General features: G+C 70.3%; 14 protein-coding genes. 9 read left to right on the plus strand and 5 right to left on the minus strand.

Features of this window, described 5'->3' with window-relative positions:
- Positions 1-5 precede the first annotated feature (5 nt).
- Both pmbA and ACG04Q_RS06865 read right to left on the minus strand, forming a co-directional pair.
- On the minus strand, positions 6-1406 hold the full coding sequence (gene pmbA, locus ACG04Q_RS06860; protein ID WP_394510153.1) for a metalloprotease PmbA: 1401 nt from the start codon (positions 1404-1406) through the stop codon (positions 6-8).
- Positions 1407-1419: 13 nt separating this feature from the next.
- Complete coding sequence (locus ACG04Q_RS06865; RefSeq protein ID WP_394510154.1) at positions 1420-2850, minus strand: serine hydrolase domain-containing protein; 1431 nt, start codon at positions 2848-2850, stop codon at positions 1420-1422.
- Between the two features lie 100 nt (positions 2851-2950).
- Here ACG04Q_RS06865 and yjgA point away from each other — a divergent pair, with 100 nt between their 5' ends.
- Both yjgA and mog read left to right on the plus strand, forming a co-directional pair.
- Positions 2951-3508: a ribosome biogenesis factor YjgA gene (gene yjgA / locus ACG04Q_RS06870; protein ID WP_394510155.1), complete on the plus strand. Its 558-nt coding sequence runs from the start codon at positions 2951-2953 to the stop codon at positions 3506-3508.
- Positions 3501-4073 carry a molybdopterin adenylyltransferase gene (mog, locus tag ACG04Q_RS06875; RefSeq protein WP_394510156.1) on the plus strand — a complete coding sequence of 191 codons (573 nt, stop codon included), beginning with the start codon at positions 3501-3503 and terminating at the stop codon, positions 4071-4073. The genes yjgA and mog overlap by 8 nt, the downstream gene beginning before the upstream one ends.
- Here mog and ACG04Q_RS06880 read toward each other — a convergent pair.
- From ACG04Q_RS06880 to ACG04Q_RS06890, 3 genes are all read right to left on the minus strand, one after another.
- Complete coding sequence (locus tag ACG04Q_RS06880; RefSeq protein WP_394510157.1) at positions 4070-7324, minus strand: ligand-binding sensor domain-containing diguanylate cyclase; 3255 nt, start codon at positions 7322-7324, stop codon at positions 4070-4072. The two genes, mog and ACG04Q_RS06880, sit on opposite strands and share 4 nt — an antisense overlap.
- 105 nt (positions 7325-7429) lie before the next feature.
- On the minus strand, positions 7430-8206 hold the full coding sequence (gene cysE, locus ACG04Q_RS06885) for a serine O-acetyltransferase (protein ID WP_394510479.1): 777 nt from the start codon (positions 8204-8206) through the stop codon (positions 7430-7432).
- Positions 8207-8250: 44 nt separating this feature from the next.
- On the minus strand, positions 8251-8985 hold the full coding sequence (locus ACG04Q_RS06890) for an RNA methyltransferase (protein ID WP_394510158.1): 735 nt from the start codon (positions 8983-8985) through the stop codon (positions 8251-8253).
- Between the two features lie 108 nt (positions 8986-9093).
- Between ACG04Q_RS06890 and ACG04Q_RS06895 the strand changes: the two genes are divergently transcribed.
- The 7 genes from ACG04Q_RS06895 (at position 9094) to eno (ending at position 18111) form a co-directional block, all read left to right on the plus strand.
- Entirely contained in the window at positions 9094-10035 is a 942-nt protein-coding gene (locus ACG04Q_RS06895) for an inositol monophosphatase family protein (RefSeq protein WP_394510159.1), read from the plus strand.
- A gap of 222 nt (positions 10036-10257) precedes the next feature.
- Positions 10258-10572 carry an energy transducer TonB gene (locus ACG04Q_RS06900; protein WP_394510160.1) on the plus strand — a complete coding sequence of 105 codons (315 nt, stop codon included), beginning with the start codon at positions 10258-10260 and terminating at the stop codon, positions 10570-10572.
- A 76-nt stretch (positions 10573-10648) separates the two neighbouring features.
- Positions 10649-13225: a DNA mismatch repair protein MutS gene (mutS, locus tag ACG04Q_RS06905; RefSeq protein WP_394510161.1), complete on the plus strand. Its 2577-nt coding sequence runs from the start codon at positions 10649-10651 to the stop codon at positions 13223-13225.
- Positions 13222-14013, plus strand: a complete 792-nt coding sequence (locus ACG04Q_RS06910) for an alpha/beta fold hydrolase (protein ID WP_394510162.1) — start codon at positions 13222-13224, stop codon at positions 14011-14013. The genes mutS and ACG04Q_RS06910 overlap by 4 nt, the downstream gene beginning before the upstream one ends.
- A 198-nt stretch (positions 14014-14211) precedes the next feature.
- Positions 14212-15858: a CTP synthase gene (locus tag ACG04Q_RS06915; protein WP_394510163.1), complete on the plus strand. Its 1647-nt coding sequence runs from the start codon at positions 14212-14214 to the stop codon at positions 15856-15858.
- A gap of 2 nt (positions 15859-15860) precedes the next feature.
- On the plus strand, positions 15861-16718 hold the full coding sequence (gene kdsA, locus ACG04Q_RS06920) for a 3-deoxy-8-phosphooctulonate synthase (RefSeq protein WP_394510480.1): 858 nt from the start codon (positions 15861-15863) through the stop codon (positions 16716-16718).
- 106 nt (positions 16719-16824) lie between these two features.
- On the plus strand, positions 16825-18111 hold the full coding sequence (gene eno / locus ACG04Q_RS06925; protein ID WP_394510164.1) for a phosphopyruvate hydratase: 1287 nt from the start codon (positions 16825-16827) through the stop codon (positions 18109-18111).
- The last annotated feature ends 2 nt before the right edge of the window (positions 18112-18113 follow it).

The following is an 18113-nucleotide window of genomic DNA, read 5'->3' on the forward strand; positions in this document are numbered from 1 at the left end:
GGGTTTCAGTTCCCGGCCAGCTTCATGCCGGTGACGAGGACCGAACCCACCGTCTTGGTACCCATCGTGTACTCGTCGGCGCCGATGCCGACGATGTTCTGCAGCATGTCCTTCAGGTTGCCGGCGATGGTGACCTCATGCACCGGGTAGGCGATCTCGCCGTTCTCCACCCAGTAGCCGCTGGCGCCGCGCGAGTAGTCACCGGTCACGTAGTTGACGCCCTGCCCCATCAGCTCCGTGACGAGCAGGCCGGTCCCCAAGCGCCGGATCATGGTGGCGAGGTCGTCGCCCGGCGCCGTGGCGCGGCTGGTCATGCGCAGGTTGTGCGAGCCGCCGGCATGGCCGGTGGTCTTCATGCCCAGCTTGCGGGCCGAGTAGCTGGACAGGAAGTAGCCCTGCAGCACGCCGCCCTGCACCACCGAGCGGGCGCGCGTGACGACGCCTTCGTCGTCAAACGGTGAGCTGCCCTTGCCCTTCAACACATGCGGGTCCTCGGCGATGTCGATGTGCGGCGCCATCACCGGCTGGCCCAGGCTGTCGAGCAGGAAGCTGGTGCGGCGGTACAGCGCGCCGCCGCTGGTCGCCTGCACCAGGCCGCCCAGCAGGCCGATGGCCATGGTGCTCTCGAACAGCACCGGCACCTCGGCCGTGGCCACCTTGCGCGCCTTCAGCCGCGACAGCGCGCGCTCGGCGGCATAGCGGCCCACGGCCTCGGGCGAGGACAGGTCGGCCGCGTCGCGCATGGAGCTGTACCAGGCGTCGCGCTGCATGCCGTTGCCGCGCCCCGCGATGGGCGCGACCGACAGCGAATGCCGCGAGCTGGCGTAGCCGCCACGAAAGCCTCGCGTATTGCCCATCCAGAAATGCGATTGCTGGGCCGACACGGCCGCGCCCTCGCTGTTGGTGATGCGCTTGTCCACGCCCAGCGCGGCGGCCTCGCAGCGCAGCGCGATGTCGGCGGCCTGTGCCGCGTCGATGGCCCAGGGGTGGAACAGGTCCAGCTCGGGTCGAGCGGCGGCGTCCAGCGCCAGGTCGTCCGCGTCCGGCAGCCCGGCGAACTCATCCTCGGCCGTGAAGCGCGCGATGTCATAGGCCGCGCGCACCGTGTCGCGGATGGCCTGCGGCGAGAAGTCGGACGTGCTGGCATTGCCGCGGCGCTGCCCCAGATAGACCGAGATGCCCAGCGACTTGTCGCGGTTGCGCTCCACGTTCTCCAGCTTGCCCAGGCGCGCCGACACCGACAGCCCGCAGCCCTCGGACACCTCGGCGCCGGCATTGCTGGCGCCCAGCTTCTTCGCCTCTGACAGGGCGTCTTCGATCCACTGCTGGAACTGCTCGGGGCTGTAGGCGAAACCGTCTTGGGCTTGGGACATGAAAGGCACTGAATCGGGGTGGGCGGCAATCATAGGGCGCGCCCCGTCAGGGGCTGGCGCCGGCCTCGCGAACGCCCTGCTGGCCGTACAGCTGCAGCGTGACGGCGCCGTCCGCACCGCGCTGGAAGCCGGCGCGCACGCCGCTGCCGGCGTGGATGAACTGCAGCGGCTCGGGCGCCTCGATGGGCGTCAGCGCATAGCGGTCGCCGTTGGGGAAGACCAGCGTCAGCACCGCCTGCGCCTGCTCGACGAGCACGCGCGGCCCCGACGCACCGAACGCGTAGCGCCCGCCCAGCCCCTGGACGTCCTCCGCGGCCAAGTGAGCACGGCGCACCCGCGTGTCGTGGAACTGCCCCCAGCCGTACGCCCGCGACACCGCCACCAGCAGCTCATGGCCCAGCGCGCGGCCGCCCTCGCCATTGGCCAGGTAGACGGCGCCATCGCCGGTCTGCAGGTTCAGCACCAGGCCGGCGTTGTAGCCGCGCGTGCCGCCGTAGTGGACGAGCACTTGCGCACCGCCCTCGCCCACCAGGCGAAAGCCGTAGGCATGGCCTTGCACCGGCGGCGCATCGAACAGCGCGCGCAGGCTGGCCGCGCGGAACACGGCGCTGCGCCCGTGATAGCCGCGCCAGACCTCGGCGAGCAGCGCGCCCAGGTCGCCCGCGTCGGACCACAGCCCCGCCGCCGCACTCTCCGGCAAGTGCAGCCAGCCGCCCGGCACCCGCGTGCCGTCCTCGGCATGGCCCTCGGCCACATCGGCGCCTGCAGCCTGCAGCGCGAAGCTGGCCGTGCGCAGCCCGACGGGCTCGAACAGCCAGCGCCGCATCAGCGGCTCGAAGGCCAGGCCCTGCGTGTCCTGCAGCGCGAGCTGCGCCAGCGAGTAGCCGCCGCCCGAGTAGCGCAGCTTCGCGCCCGGCACGTCCAGCACCTCGGCCCGCGGCGTGTTGCTGCCGCCCGTGCCGGCGACGATGTCGGCCAGCGACGGCACCGGGCCGCCCTGCGCATAGCCGGGATAGCCGCCCGGCGTGATGCCCGCCGTGTGGGCGAACAACTGGCGCAGCGTCACCGGATGCTCGGCACTCTGCCGGCCCGGCGGCAGCTGCACGCTGCGCAGCTGCGTGGCGACGTCGCGGTCCCAGTCGAGCCGCCCGGCGTCGGCCAGGCGCAGCGCCGCCAGCAGGGTGACCGGCTTGGCCAGCGAACCGGCCTGGAAACGCGTGGTGCAGGACACCACCGGCCGGTCCGCCGCGCGCCGGCCGTAGACGGCCGACCAATCCAGCACGCCGCCGCGCAGCACCGCCACGGCCAGGCCCGGCACCTGCTGGGCGGCCATGCGTTCGCTCACGGGTTGCGCCTGCGTCTCGCCCTCAAACACCACGCTGGGCATCACGCCCTGCTCGACGGCGGCCCGCCGCTCGCCAGCGCCGGCCTGCTGCGCGCAGACGCGCCCCTGTGGCGCCGCCTGGGCAGCGCTCACGGACAGGGAGCAGGCAAGCAGAACGCGCAGGGCTGTCGACATGGGGGCGGCCGTTTCGGGGTGGGTGACAATCCTAGGCCTCGCCTGAACACGGCCCCCCATGCAAGAAGACACCCCCGACTTCGAAGCCGATGATGGCTTCGACCGCCCCAGCAAGTCCCAGATGAAGCGCGACATGACCGCGCTGCAGAAGCTGGGTGAAGACCTGCTGGCCCTGCCCGAGAGCCGCTGGGAGCCGCTGGCGCTGCCGGAGATCCTGTACGACGCGCTGAAGGCCTGCAAGAAGATCACCAACTTCGAAGGCCGCCGCCGCCAGATGCAGTACATCGGCAAGCTGATGCGCAAGATCGACCCCGAGCCCGTGCGCGAGGCCGTGGCCGCCTTCAAGCTGGGCCACGCGCAGGACAGCCTCAGGCTGCACCAGTCCGAGCGCTGGCGCGAGCGCCTGCTGGCCAGCGACGACGCGCTGCAGGATTTCCTGAACGAGCACGCCGACGTCGACATCCAGCAGCTGCGCAACCTCGTGCGCGCTGCCCGCAAGGACGCGGCCAACGTGCCCGAGAAGCGCAGCGGGCGCGCGTTCCGCGAGCTGTTCCAGTTCATCAAGGCGTCCGCCGCTCCCGAGGCATCGGAGCCCGCCGACGACGCCGATGAGTGATCCGGTCCGCATCGGCATCGTCTCGATCAGCGACCGCGCCTCGGCGGGCGTCTACGAGGACAAGGGCCTGCCAGCGCTGAAGGACTGGCTGACGAGCGCGCTGCTGAACCCCATCGAGTTCGTGCCGCGCCTGATCCCCGACGAGCAAGCTGGCATCTCGCAGGCGCTCATCGACCTCGTCGACACCGAGCACTGCGACCTCGTGCTGACGACGGGCGGCACCGGCCCTGCGCCGCGCGACGTGACGCCCGAGGCCACGCTGGCCGTGGCCGACCGCGTGATGCCGGGTTTCGGCGAGCAGATGCGCCAGATCTCGCTGCACTTCGTGCCGACAGCCATCCTGTCGCGCCAGGTGGCCGTCATCCGCGGCCAGGCGCTCATCATCAACCTGCCGGGCCAGCCCAAGGCCATTGCCGAGACGCTGGCCGGGCACGAGAAGGCCAGCGGCATCTTCGCCGCCGTGCCCTACTGCATCGACCTCATCGGCGGGCCGTACCTGCAAACGCGCGACGAGGTCTGCAAGGCCTTCCGGCCCAAGAGTGCGTCGCGCCCCGCGGGCGCCTAACCGTCGACGAACGTGCCGGGCTCCGCGGGCGACGCCAGCGCGGCCGCCACATCGTCCAGCGACCGGTTGCTGCTGAGCCCGAAGCCGCCCACCACGCGCTGGCCGATGGCGCCGCGCCCCGCGGCGGCGTGAACGCCGACCCAGGCGTTGCGACCGGCACGCTTGGCAGCGTAGAGCCCGAGGTCGGCCAGGTTGACCACCTGCTGCCAGCTGCGTGCCAGCGGCCGCTCCAGCTCGAACGGCACGCAGGCGAAACCCACCGAGCAGGTCACGTCGATGCGGCCGCCATGCTCCAGCTCGAACGGCGCGTCGGCGATGACGGCGCGCATGCGCTCGGCCAGTTCCGCGGCCTGGGCGCGGTCGGTGTCGCGGGCCACGGCCAGGAACTCCTCGCCACCCCAGCGCACCAGGTAGTCGGACTCGCGCAGCGTCGCGCGCAGCCGTGTGCCGAACTGCACCAGCACCGCGTCACCCGCGGCGTGGCCATAGCGATCGTTGATGCGCTTGAACGCGTCCACATCCACCAGCAGGAAGACGTTGTCGGCATCCAGCGGCTGGCCGCCGGCGGCCAGCGTCTCCTGCGCGCGGCGCAGGCAGGCGACGATGTCCTGCTCGATGTGGTCGGCCAGGAAGCGGCGGTTGTGCAGGCCGGTCAGCGGGTCGGTCACGCTGCTCATCTGCAGCTGCGCCGACTTCTCCTGCAGCGCCACGTGCAGCGCCTCCAGCTCGGCGGTGCGCTGGCGCACCTTGCTCTCCAGGTCACGCTGGCGCTCGCGCAGCAGCCGTGTGCGCATGCGCACGGCGCCCAGCACCAGCAGCAGCAGCCCCGCCGCGAAGCCGATGCGGAACCACCAGGTCTGGTGCCAGGCCGGCAGCACGCGCACCGGCAGCGTCAGCGCATGCTCGCCCCAGCGGCCGTCGCGGTTGGAGGCGCGCAGGTGCAGCTGGTAATCGCCCGGCGGCAGGTTGGCGTAGGCGGCCAAGCGGCGCGTCGCATCGGTGGCCACCCAGTCGGCGTCGTAGCCCTCCAGCTTGTAGGCGTAGCGGTTGCGCTCGGGCGCCGAGAAGTCGGTGGACGAGAACTCGACGGCGAGGCTGTTCGCGTCGGGCTGCACGGCCAGGCCCGCGGTGACCGCGCCGGCGAGCACCTGCCGCCCACCCAGCTTGATGTCGCTGACCAACACATTCGGCCGGTAGCTCCACGGCTGCAGCTTGTGCGGCTGCACCACCGTCACGCCACCAGCGCCGCCGAACAGCAGCTCGCCGCGCTCGGTGCGCGCGGACGAGCCGGTCCAGTAGGTCGGAAAGACGACGCCCTCGGCTCGGCGCAGCGACAGCACCACGTGGGTCTGCGGGTCGATGCGCGCCAGGCCGTTGTCGGTGCTGGCCCAGACGCGGCCCTGCATGTCGCGCAGCAGTGCGTTGACCGTGGAGTCCGGCAGCCCCTGTGCCAGCCCCAGGCGCTGCGGCGGCTCGCTGCCGTAGCCCAGGATGTCGATGCCGCCGCCGTAGCTGCCCACCCACAACCGGCCGCGCTCGTCGGTCAGCAGTGCCGAGACGAAGCCGGCGGACAGCTTGCGCGGCCCCGCGGCACCAGGCAACCAGCGGGTCACCGTGCGGCTGACCACCTCGACACGATTCAGCCCGTGGCGTGTGCCCACCCACAGCACGCCGGGCTCGCGCTCGTCCATCACCATGACCGTCACGCGCTGGTCGCTGAGGCCGGGTGCGGCCAGCGTGACGGCCTCGCCCCGCCCATCGCGCAGCCCCAGTCGCCACAGGCCGTCCGTCTGTCCGCCTATCCACAGATCACCGCCGTCGGCCAGCAGCGCCCAGACGGAGGCCGTCGGGTCGCGCCCGGCCACTGTCACCCGCTGCACCTGCCGGCCGCCGGCATCGGCGCGGTACAGGCCGCGCTTGGTGCCGATGAACAGCCCGCCGTCGGGGGCCGGCGCCATCGCCAGCACGATGTCCGGTGGCAGCGCCGACTCGGGCCGGGAGGCGTCGGGACGCATCGCACCGATGCGCCGCCCGTCGGCGTCGAGGATGTCGATGCCGTTCTTGTGCGTGCCCAGCCACAGCCGGCCGTCCGGCATGGGCTGTATCCAGCTGACCTCGGTGCTGACGAAGCGAGCGTCGAGCGCGTCGGCACCGTCGGGCGTCATGCCGAAACGGTTCAGCACGGCCGTCTGGCGCGGGTCACAACGGCTCAGGCCGCGGTTGGTGGCCACCCAGATCTGCCCGGCGCGGTCGCGGTACAGCGCCCGCAGCGCGTTGTCGCCCAGGCTCATGGGCCAGGCGGGCACATGGCGAATGCGGCGCGTCTGGCCGCGCTCGGCGTCCACGGCCACGAGGCCCTGGCTCTGCGTCGCCACCCAGACCTCGCCGGGCCTCACCTCGGCGATGCCAGCGATCTGGCTGCTGCTGAGCAGGTCCAGCCCGTCGGGCGTGCCCTGCTCACGCACCGGCGAGGCCGGCGCACGGCCTTCGTCCGGCAGCACGAAGACGCCGTGCTGCAGCGTGCCCACCCAGATGCGCCCGGCGCCGTCCTGGCGCAACACCTCGGGCTGCACGCTGGCGCCGCCGCGCAGCAGCACCGCCTGCAGCTGCGCGGCGCCAGGCTCGCGGCGGAACAGGCCGGCCGCGCTGCCCAGCCACAGCGTGCCGCGCCGGTCGCGCAGCAGCACGCGCACCTGCGGGCCGGCGGCCGCCGCCCAGCTCCGGCTGGCATGCTCGATGCGGCCACTGGCGGGATCCAGCCGGTCCAGCCCGCCGTCGGTCACCACCCACAGGCGGCCGTCGCCGTCGTCCAGCACCTGGCGGACGCTGACATGGCTGAGCCCCTGCTCGCCGCCCACCGGATAGGACACGAAACGGTCCGTGGCCGGGTCGTGGCGCAGCAGACCGGCCGACGTGGTGCCCACCCACAGCCGTCCGCGGGTATCGCCGTGCAGCGCCTGCACGTAGTTGTCGGGCAGCGCGCCCTCGCGCGCCGGGTCGGCCTGGTAGACGCGGAAGCGGTAGCCGTCCCAGCGTGACAGCCCGCCCGGGCTGCCTATCCACAGGAAACCGCGGCCGTCCTCGGCCATGGACGTCGCGATCGCGTTGGGCAGCCCCTGGTCCTGCCCGATGTGCTGGAAGGCGATGTCGGCCAAGCGCTCGTGGCGGGTCTCGGCGGCGCTCACGCCCGGCGCCTGTGCGAAGCCCAGCGCCAAGGCCAGCGCCAGACGCCAGCCGGGGTGAAACCGCAATCGAAATGCGCGCAGCAGCAAGGAGGGCCGTCTCGAGTCGGGCACGGCGCCCGGGAGGGCCCGATTCTCACGCACGCAGCGGCCGGCGCCCCGGCCTCACCGGCGCTATTTGACGAGCCGGTTCATCTCGGCCGCATCGAAGACCTCGTCGCGCTGCGCATCGCAGGGCACGCAGTCGCCGACCGGCTTGCCCAGCTCCGCCGACAACTTGCACACGGCGTCCCACAACAGCGCGATCTGGTGCTCGTGGCCCGACGCGCTGTCGATGAGGCCGCGCATGGCCTGCGCCACCGGGTCGTCGCCATGCGCCACACCGTAGGCCGAGAAGCCCATGCGGGCGGCGGCCTCCTCGCGCGCCTGGTCGCTCGCAGCCTCGATGATGCGGGCCGGGTTGCCCACCGCCGTGGCCCCCGCCGGCACCGGCTTGGTGACGACCGCACCCGAGCCGATGCGCGCACCGGCACCGACCGTGAAGCCGCCCAGCACGCAGGCATTGGCGCCAACGATGACGCCCGGGCCCAGCGTCGGGTGGCGCTTGGCGCCCTTCACGAGCGAGGTGCCGCCCAACGTCACGCCCTGGTAGATCGTGCAGCCCTCGCCGATCTCGGCCATCTCGCCGATGACGATGCCCATGCCGTGGTCGATGAAGACCTTGCGGCCGATCTTGGCGCCGGGGTGGATCTCGATGCCCGTCAGGAACCGACTCCAGTGCGACACCCAGCGCGCCAGCCACTTGAAGCCATGCCGCCACAGCCAGTTCGCACGGCGGTGCATCATCAACGCATGCAGCCCGGGGTAGCAGGTCAGCACCTCCCAGGTCGAGCGCGCCGCCGGATCGCGTTGGAGGATGAGAGCGATGTCTTCGCGCAGGCGCTGGAACATGATGTGCTGCCGGAAGGGGAAGGCGCGCCAGTCTAGGCGCGGGGTCAATGGCCTGTCCGGGCTGCGGTCTTGCTCATCTCGCGGGCGATGCCGCGCAGGATGTGCACTTCCTCGTTCGTCAGGCCGGCGCGGTTGAAGAGCTGGTTCAGCCGCGGCATCAGCTTCTTGGGCGCCGCGGGGTCCAGGTAGCCGATGTCGACCAGCGCCGTCTGCAGGTGCTCCAGCAAGCCCTGCACCGCGCGGGCGTCGGCGCGCTCGGGCTCGGGCGTGCGCGGCTGCACACCGAAACCGCCGATGGCCTGGCGAAGGTCATAGGCCAGCAGCTGCACGGCCTGCGACAGGTTCAGCGAGCCGTAGTCGGGGTGCGTCGGGATGCTCAACACCGCGTGGCAGCGGTAGACGTCCTCGTTGGCCATGCCGTAGCGCTCGGAGCCGAACACCAGCGCCAGGCGCGGCGCGGCCTCGCGGGCGGCCAGCTCGGCGAACAGCGTGCGGGGCTCGAACGTCGGCGGGCCGAAGTCGCGCGGCGTCATCGCCGTGGCGCAGGCGTAGTCCACGCCGTCCAGCGCATCGGCCAGCGTCGGCACGACGCGGGCGCGGGCCAGGATGTCCGCCGCGCCGCTGGCCATGGCGATGGCCTCCTCGTGGCAGGCCACGTCCGGGAAGCGCGGCGCCACCAGCACCAGGTCCGAGAAACCCATCACCTTCATCGCCCGCGCCGTCGCGCCGACGTTGCCGGCATGGCTGGTGTTGATGAGGACGAAGCGTGTGGATTGCACGGGTTTGTACGGGGGCTGCGGCTAGAATCCGGCGATTATCAGGGCTGGCCGACGCCGTCCCGACGCTCTTTCCCCCTGTCAGCCCCTTCTACCCAGCGAGTGCCCCGCATGCAGCAGACGTCCCTCCATCCCATGCTCAATGTCGCCATCAAGGCGGCGCGCGCGGCCGGCGCCATCATGAATCGCGCCTCGCTGGACCTGGAGGCTCTGCGCATCAACACCAAGAGCCCCAACGACTTCGTCACCGAGGTCGACCACGCCTGTGAAGGGGCGATCATCGAGACGCTGCTGGGCGCCTACCCCGACCACGGCATCCTCGCCGAAGAGTCCGGCCGCACCCACGGCGCCAAGCATTCCGAGTACGTCTGGATCATCGATCCGCTGGACGGCACCACCAACTTCATCCACGGCTTCCCCGTTTACTGCACGTCCATCGCGCTGTCGTTCCGCGGCAAGGTCGAGCAGGCCGTCGTCTACGACCCCACCCGCAACGACCTCTTCTACGCCACCAAGGGCCGCGGCGCGTTCCTGAACGACAAGCGCCTGCGCGTGTCCAAGCGCACCCGCATGAGCGACGCGCTGATCGGCACCGGCTTCCCGTTCCGCCGCGGCGACAACTTCAAGCGCTACGTGAAGATGTTCGAGGAGGTCATGCAGCAATGCGCCGGCCTGCGCCGCCCGGGCGCCGCCGCACTGGACCTCTGCTACGTCGCGGCCGGCTACTACGACGCCTTCTTTGAGACCGGCCTGCAGCCCTGGGACGTGGCGGCCGGCTCGCTGATCGTCACCGAGGCAGGCGGCCTGGTGGGCAACTTCACCGGCGAAGCCGACTTCCTGCACCAGCGCGAAGTCCTGGCCGGCACGCCGCGCATCTACGCGCCGCTGGTGCAGACGCTGGCGCCCTACAGCCGCGTCATCAAGGAAGAAGACGTGACGGCCCCGGCGCCGGCGAGCGCGCCGGCCGCGACCGCACCCGCCGCCGCGGCAGCCCCCAAGAAGCGCGGCCCCGTGCGCATCAAAAAGACCGACGGCGACGAAGCACCGGTCTGACCCACCCGGTCCGCAGAACAAGCCCTCCTCGCGAGGGCTTTTCTTTTTTTTCGCGTGACGAAGTTGGCACCACTTTGGACTGCGGGTGAACCCGAGCATTGCGGTGTGACATGTGCACGGCCTCCCCCCTTACCCGTGGGGGGCGCCTTGGCCAGAATGCGGGTCAACGCGGCCCCGAGCCGCCATCAACGCCCTCCAACCTCCACGTCACGAAAGATTCCAATGCTCGTTCGCTCCGCTCTCGCCCTCGCCCTCGCCGCCGCTGCCACGCTGGCCCACGCCGACGCCAAGGTCCTGAAGAAGGTGGCTCCGGAATACCCGAACGAGGCCGTCAAGAAGAACATCAACGCCGGCAGCGTGCGCGCCAAGATGACCATCGCCGGTGACGGCAAGGTCGCCAACGTCGAAGTCGTCGAAGCCGAGCCGAAGCGCATCTTCGACCGCGCCGCCGTCGACGCGCTGAGCCAGTGGAAGTTCGAAGGCACCGGCGCCGCGCAAACCCACGAAGTCAAGCTGGTGTTCAAGTCTGAAGACTGATTCGCTGCTTCGCTGAATCAACAAGGCCCGCGATGCGGGCCTTGTGCTTTTGGGTCGCCAGATAATGCGCGGCCCCATGAAAGCCGACACCGCCCCCGATCTCGCCCCCCACACGCCGATGATGGCCCAGTACCTCGGGCTGAAGGCAGACTTCCCGGACACGCTGCTGCTGTACCGGATGGGCGATTTCTACGAAGTCTTCTACGACGACGCGCGCAAATGCCACGCGCTGCTGGACATCACGATCACCACGCGCGGCCAGAGCGCGGGCCAGCCGGTGGTCATGGCCGGCGTGCCGGTGCATGCGCTGGAGAGCTACCTCGCCAAGCTGATCAAGCTGGGCGAGGCCGTCGCCATCGCCGAGCAGGTGGGCGAGGTCGGCGCGGGCAAGGGGCCGGTGGAGCGCAAGGTGGTGCGCGTCGTCACGCCCGGCACCATCACCGACACCGAACTGCTGGCCGACAAGCAGGACGCCGTGCTGCTGGCCGTCTCGGGCCACGGCCGCCGGCACGGGCTGGCCTGGCTGTCGCTGACGCAGGGCGAGATCGTGCTGGCCGAGTGCAGCGACACGGAGCTGCCGGCCTGGCTGGCGCGGTTGTCGCCGGCCGAGGTGCTGGTGAACCGCGAGGCGCAGCCGGCGGGCGTCATGAAGGCGCGCTTCCCGGTGACGAACCGGCCCAGCTGGCAGTTCGATGCCGGCCTGGGCCAGCGCAAGCTGTGCGAGCAGCTGGGCGTGGCCGGCCTGCAGGGCTACAACGCCCATGAGCTGGCGCTAGGTCATGCAGCGGCCAGCGCGCTGCTGGCGTTTGCCGAGCACACGCAGGGCCGGGCGCTGGCCCATGTGCGCTCGCTGCGTGTGCAACGCAGCGGCGAACTGCTGGACCTGCCGCCCGCCACGCAGCGCAACCTCGAGCTGGTGCAGACGCTGCGCGGCGAGTCCAGCCCCACCCTCTTCTCGCTGCTGGACAGCTGCAAGAGCGGCATGGGCAGCCGCATGCTGCGCCAGTGGCTGCTGCACCCCAAACGCGACCGTGGCGAAGCCATCGCGCGGCACAACGCCATCGCGGCGCTGCAGGCCGAGGGCTACGAGCCGCTGCGCGACGCGCTGAAGTCGGTCAGCGACGTGGAGCGCATCTCGGCCCGCATCGCGCTGCGCCAGGTGCGCCCGCGCGAGCTGACCGGGCTGCGCGCGACGCTGCAGGTGTTGCCGCAGCTGCGCGCCGTGACGCCGGCTGCGCTTCGCGACGCGCACGCCGCCGCACTGAACCCGCCCACCGACATCCTCGACCTGCTGGAACGCGCCATCGCGCTGGAGCCCGCCCTGCTGCCGCGCGACGGCGGCGTCATCGCCGACGGCTTCGATGCCGACCTGGACGAACTGCGCGGCATCCAGAACAACTGCGACGCCTTCCTGCTGGACCTGGAAACGCGCGAGCGCGCCCGCACGGGCATCGCCAACCTGCGCGTGCAGTTCAACCGCGTGCACGGCTTCTACATCGAGGTCACGCAGGGCCAGGTGGACAAGGTGCCGATGGACTACCAGCGCCGCCAGACGCTGAAGAACGCCGAGCGCTACATCACGCCGGAGCTCAAGGCCTTCGAGGACAAGGCGCTGTCCGCCAACGAGCGGGCGCTGGCGCGCGAGAAACTGCTTTACGAGCAGGTCATCGACGCCCTCATCACCCGCCTCGAACCCCTGACTGCGCTGGGCCGCACGCTGGCCGGTCTCGACGCGCTGGCCGCGCTGGCCGAGCGCGCCGCGACGCTGAACTGGTGCCGGCCGGAGTTCGTGGCGCAGCCCTGCCTGGACATCGAGGCCGGCCGCCATCCGGTCGTGCAGGCCCGCCTGGCCGAGACGGGTGGTGCGGAGTTCATGCCCAACGACTGCAGGCTGGACGCCCGCACGCGGCTGCTGGTCATCACCGGGCCCAACATGGGCGGCAAGAGCACGTTCATGCGCCAGGTGGCGCTGATCGCGCTGCTGGCCGCCATCGGTTCCTACGTGCCCGCCACGAGCTGCCGCCTGGGGCCGATGGACGCCATCCACACCCGCATCGGCGCGGCGGACGACCTCGCCAACGCGCAGTCCACCTTCATGCTGGAGATGACCGAAGGCGCGGCCATCCTGCACTCGGCGACCGACCAGTCGCTGGTGCTGATGGACGAGATCGGCCGCGGCACGTCCACCTTCGACGGCCTCGCGCTGGCCTCGGCCATCGCGACGCACCTGCACGACAGGACGCGCGCCTTCACGCTGTTCGCGACGCACTACTTCGAACTGACCGAGTTCCCGGCCAAGCATTCGATGGCGCAGAACTGGCACGTGTCGGCCGTGGAGAGCGGCGAGGACATCGTGTTCCTGCACGAGCTGCAGGCCGGCCCCGCCAGCCGCAGCTACGGCGTGCAGGTGGCCAAGCTGGCCGGCATGCCCGCCAGCCTCGTGCGCCAGGCGCGCGCGACGCTGGAGGCGCTGGAAGCGCGCCAGAACGCGGCCGACGACCAGTTCGACCTGTTCGCCGCGCCCCCTGCCCCGCCGCCGCTGCCGGAGCCCAGCGCGCTGGTGCAGGCGCTGGATGCGGTGGACCCCGACGCGCTGTCGCCGCGCGAGGCGCTGGAAGCGCTGTACCGGCTGAAGAAGCTCGCCAAGGCATGACCAAGACGCTGGTCTTCTCGCACGCCAACAGCTACCCCGCCGGCTGCTACCGCGTGCTGTTCGAGCGGTGGCGCGCGGCCGGCTGGCGCGTGGAGGCGCTGGACCGCTTCGGCCATGACCCGCGCTTCCCCGTCACCGGCGACTGGCGCCGGCTGCGCGACCAGCTGCTGCACTTCATCGACACCGACGTGAAGCCCGACGGCCCGGTGGCGCTGGTGGGCCACTCGCTGGGCGGCATGCTGAGCCTGCTGGCGGCCTGCCGCCGGCCCGAGCTGGTGGACCGCCTCGTCATGCTGGACTCACCGGTCGTCACCGGCTGGAAGGCCGCGGCCGTCGCCGTGGCCAAAACGACCGGGCTGATCCACCGCTACGGCCCGTCCAGGATCGCCCGCGAGCGCCGCCACGTCTGGCCCGACCGCGACGCGGTGCGCGCCCATTTCGGCGCCAAGAAGATGTTCGCCCGCTGGGACCCGCGCGTGCTGGCCGACTACGTGGACGCCGGCTTCGAGGAGGCCGACGGCGAGGTGCGGCTGCGCTTCACGCGCGACGTCGAGGCCCACATCTACCGCACGCTGCCGCATCACCTGCCGCTGCTGCTGCGCCTGCGCCCGCCGCAATGTCCGGTCGCCTTCGTCGGCGGCACGCGCTCGGCCGAGCTGCGCCAGGCCGGCGCGGCCGCGTCGAAGCAGCTGGCCGGCGAGAACTGGCGCTGGATGGAGGGCTCGCACCTCTACCCGTTCGAGAAGCCCGACGAAACGGCCGACCTCGTGCTGGAACTGCTGGCTTAGCCACCGCGGACCGAGCGCCGGGCCGCCCCAAGCCGGGCCGCGGGCGATGTGCTTGCGGCTCAACGCCGCAAGCATCGCCGTCCCCTTGGGGGACCGGCCAGAATCGCCCGCGTTCAGCGCGGCGAGGCTGGGCGAGGGGCACTCCATCTACAATCAGCATTTCCCACCACAGCAGCCTGTTCTGGGCTGCTGCAAGACATGACCAAATACGTCTTCGTCACCGGCGGTGTGGTGTCCTCCTTGGGCAAGGGCATCGCGTCGGCCTCCCTGGCTGCCATCCTCGAATCGCGCGGCCTCAAAGTCACCCTGATCAAGCTGGACCCGTACATCAACGTCGACCCCGGCACGATGTCGCCGTTCCAGCACGGTGAAGTCTTCGTCACCGACGACGGCGCCGAGACTGACCTGGACCTCGGCCACTATGAGCGCTTCATCACGACACGGATGAAGAAGGCCAACAACTTCACCACCGGGCAGATCTACATGTCGGTGCTGGAGAAGGAACGCCGCGGCGACTACCTCGGCAAGACCGTGCAGGTCATCCCGCACATCACCAACGAGATGCAGGAGTTCATCCGCCGCGGCGCCGGCCACGGCACGCCCGACGCGGTGGACGTGGCCATCGTCGAGATCGGCGGCACGGTGGGCGACATCGAGTCGCTGCCCTTCCTCGAAGCCGCGCGCCAGATGAGCCTGAAGATGGGCCCCACCAACGTCGCCTTCGTGCACCTGACGTACGTGCCCTGGATTGCCGCCGCCGGCGAGCTGAAGACCAAGCCCACTCAACACACGGTGCAGAAGCTGCGCGAGATCGGCATCCAGCCCGACGCGCTGCTGTGCCGCGCCGACCGCCGCATCCCCGACGACGAGCGCGAGAAGATCTCGCTGTTCACGAACGTGCCCGAGTACGGCGTGATCTCGATGTGGGACGTCAACACCATCTACAAGGTGCCGCGCGTGCTGCACGAGCAGGGCCTGGACCAGCTGATCTGCACCAAGCTGCAGCTCAACACCAAGGCGGCCGACCTCAAGCGCTGGGACAACCTCGTCTACGAGGTCGAGAACCCGAAGGAACAGATCACCATCGCCATGTGCGGCAAGTACACCGACCTGTCGGACTCGTACAAGTCGCTCAACGAGGCGCTGCGCCACGCCGGCATCCACAACCATGCCGGCGTGAAGATCGAGTACGTCGACAGCGAGACGCTGACGCCCGAGACCGTCGGCTCGCTGAGCGCCTTCGATGCCATCCTCGTGCCCGGCGGCTTCGGCAAGCGCGGCGTGGAAGGCAAGATCCTGGCCGCGCAATACGCGCGCGAGCAGAAGGTGCCCTACCTGGGCATCTGCCTGGGCATGCAGGTTGCGACCATCGAGTACGCCCGCCACATGGCCGGCCTGGAAGGCGCCAACTCCACCGAGTTCGACCCCGACACGCCCCACCCCGTCATCGCGCTGATCGACGAGTGGCAGGACGCCGACGGCAGCATCCAGAAGCGCGACGCCAACTCCGACCTCGGCGGCACCATGCGCCTGGGCGCGCAGAGCTCCGACGTCAAGCCGGGCACGCTGGCGGCCGACATCTACGGCCCCGTCGTCACCGAGCGCCACCGCCACCGCTACGAGGCCAACGAGCACTACCTCGACCGCCTGCAGCAGGCCGGTCTGGTCATCTCGGCCATCACGCAGCGCGAAAAGCTGACCGAGATGGTCGAGCTGCCGCGCGACGTGCACCCCTGGTTCGTCGGCGTGCAGTTCCACCCCGAGTTCAAGTCCACGCCCTGGGGTGGCCACCCGCTGTTCACGGCCTTCATCAAGGCCGCGCTGAACCACAAGAAGGACGCGTGACCATGCAGCTCTGCGGATTCGACGTCGGCATCGACAAGCCCTTCTTCCTGATCGCCGGCACCTGCTCCATCGAGAGCCAGCAGCTGTCGCTGGACGTCGCCGGCCTGCTGAAGGAAGCCTGCGACTCACTGGGCATCCCGCTGATCTACAAGGGCTCGTTCGACAAGGCCAACCGCTCCTCCGGCACCACCAAGCGTGGCCTGGGCATGGAAGCCGGCCTGAAGATCCTCGACGAGGTGCGCCGCCAGACCGGCCTGCCGGTGCTGACCGACGTGCACGACACCACGCAGGTGGCCGAAGTCGCCAGCGTCGTCGACGTGCTGCAGACGCCCGCCTTCCTGTGCCGCCAGACCGACTTCATCCGTGCCGTCGCGCAAAGCGGCAAGCCGGTCAACATCAAGAAGGGCCAGTTCCTCGCGCCCTGGGACATGAAGAACGTCATCGACAAGGCCCGCGCCGCCGCGGCGGAAGTGGGCCTGTCGCAAGACCGCTTCCTGGCCTGCGAGCGCGGCGTCAGCTTCGGCTACAACAACCTCGTCGCCGACATGACCAGCCTGGCCGAGATGCGCAATTCCGGCGCGCCGGTCGTGTTCGACGTAACCCACTCGGTGCAGAAGCCCGGCGGCCAGGGCACCAGCAGCGGCGGAGCCCGCGAGATGGTGCCGGTGCTGGCGCGTGCCGGCGTCGGCGTCGGCGTGGCGGGGCTGTTCATGGAGACCCACCCCAACCCGGCCGAGGCCTTCAGCGACGGCCCCAACGCCGTGCCGCTCAAGCACATGAAGACGCTGCTGACGCAGCTCGTCGCGCTGGACCGCGTCGTCAAGCAGCAGCCGCTTCTGGAGAATGATTTCTCCTGCTGATGCGAAGCCGCCGCGCTGCCTGCCGCCGCCTGATGTTGTGACGCGGTAACGGCTGCTTGGCACACTGTTGCCGCCTTCGTTTTTTTACTTCCCTGGAGACCCAAGAATGAGCGCCATCGTTGACATCGTCGGCCGAGAGATCCTCGACAGCCGCGGCAACCCCACCGTCGAATGCGACGTGCTGCTGGAGTCCGGCGTCATGGGCCGTGCAGCCGTGCCGTCGGGCGCGTCCACCGGTTCGCGCGAGGCCATCGAGCTGCGTGACGGCGACAAGGCCCGCTACCTGGGCAAGGGCGTGCTGAAGGCCGTCGAGCACATCAACACCGAGATCAGCGAAGCCGTGCTGGGCCTGGACGCCTCCGAGCAGGCCTTCCTGGACAAGACGCTGATCGACCTGGACGGCACCGACAACAAGAGCCGCCTGGGCGCAAACGCGATGCTGGCCGTCTCGATGGCCGTGGCCCGCGCCGCGGCCGAAGAGTCCGGCCTGCCGCTGTACCGCTACTTCGGTGGCATGAACGGCAACCAGCTGCCCGTGCCGATGATGAACGTCATCAACGGCGGCGCCCACGCGAACAACTCGCTGGACCTGCAAGAGCTGATGATCATCCCCGTGGGCGCGCCGAGCTTCCGTGAAGCGCTGCGCTGGGGTGCCGAGGTCTTCCACGCACTGAAGAAGATCCTGCACGACAAGGGCATCTCCACCGCCGTCGGCGACGAAGGCGGCTTCGCGCCCAGCGTCGAAAGCCATGAGGCCGCCATCCAGTTGATCCTGGACGCCATCGCCAAGGCCGGCTACACGGCCGGCGAGCAGATCGCCATCGGCCTGGACTGCGCCGCCAGCGAGTTCTACAAGGACGGCAAGTACGTGCTCGAAGGCGAAGGCGGCATCTCGCTGACCTCGCAGCAGTGGACCGACATGCTGGCCACCTGGGTCGACAAGTACCCCATCATCTCCATCGAAGACGGCATGGCCGAAGGCGACTGGGACGGCTGGAAGATCCTGACCGAGCGCCTGGGCAAGAACGTGCAGATCGTCGGCGACGACCTGTTCGTGACCAACACCAAGATCCTGAAGGAAGGCATCGAGAAGGGCATCGCCAACTCGATCCTGATCAAGATCAACCAGATCGGCACGCTGACCGAGACCTTTGCCGCCATCGAGATGGCCAAGCGCGCCGGCTACACGGCCGTCATCTCGCACCGCTCGGGCGAGACTGAGGACAGCACCATCTCCGACATCGCCGTCGGCCTGAACGCCGGCCAGATCAAGACGGGTTCGCTGTCGCGCTCGGACCGCATGGCCAAGTACAACCAGCTGCTGCGCATCGAGGAAGACCTGGGCGACGTGGCCGTCTACCCCGGCCGTTCGGCGTTCTACAACCTGAAGTAAGC

The organism is Pelomonas lactea (genome assembly GCF_043555885.1).
Taxonomy (GTDB): Bacteria; Pseudomonadota; Gammaproteobacteria; order Burkholderiales; family Burkholderiaceae_C; genus Pelomonas; species Pelomonas lactea.

Bases quoted from the DNA above. Each gene is read 5' to 3' on its own strand.
- pmbA (WP_394510153.1), bottom strand. From the start codon at position 1,406: ATGATTGCCGCCCACCCCGATTCAGTGCCTTTCATGTCCCAAGCCCAA.
- yjgA (WP_394510155.1), top strand. From the start codon at position 2,951: ATGCAAGAAGACACCCCCGACTTCGAAGCCGATGATGGCTTCGACCGC.
- mog (WP_394510156.1), top strand. From the start codon at position 3,501: ATGAGTGATCCGGTCCGCATCGGCATCGTCTCGATCAGCGACCGCGCC.
- cysE (WP_394510479.1), bottom strand. From the start codon at position 8,206: ATGTTCCAGCGCCTGCGCGAAGACATCGCTCTCATCCTCCAACGCGAT.
- ACG04Q_RS06895 (WP_394510159.1), top strand. From the start codon at position 9,094: ATGCAGCAGACGTCCCTCCATCCCATGCTCAATGTCGCCATCAAGGCG.
- ACG04Q_RS06900 (WP_394510160.1), top strand. From the start codon at position 10,258: ATGCTCGTTCGCTCCGCTCTCGCCCTCGCCCTCGCCGCCGCTGCCACG.
- mutS (WP_394510161.1), top strand. From the start codon at position 10,649: ATGAAAGCCGACACCGCCCCCGATCTCGCCCCCCACACGCCGATGATG.
- ACG04Q_RS06910 (WP_394510162.1), top strand. From the start codon at position 13,222: ATGACCAAGACGCTGGTCTTCTCGCACGCCAACAGCTACCCCGCCGGC.
- ACG04Q_RS06915 (WP_394510163.1), top strand. From the start codon at position 14,212: ATGACCAAATACGTCTTCGTCACCGGCGGTGTGGTGTCCTCCTTGGGC.
- kdsA (WP_394510480.1), top strand. From the start codon at position 15,861: ATGCAGCTCTGCGGATTCGACGTCGGCATCGACAAGCCCTTCTTCCTG.
- eno (WP_394510164.1), top strand. From the start codon at position 16,825: ATGAGCGCCATCGTTGACATCGTCGGCCGAGAGATCCTCGACAGCCGC.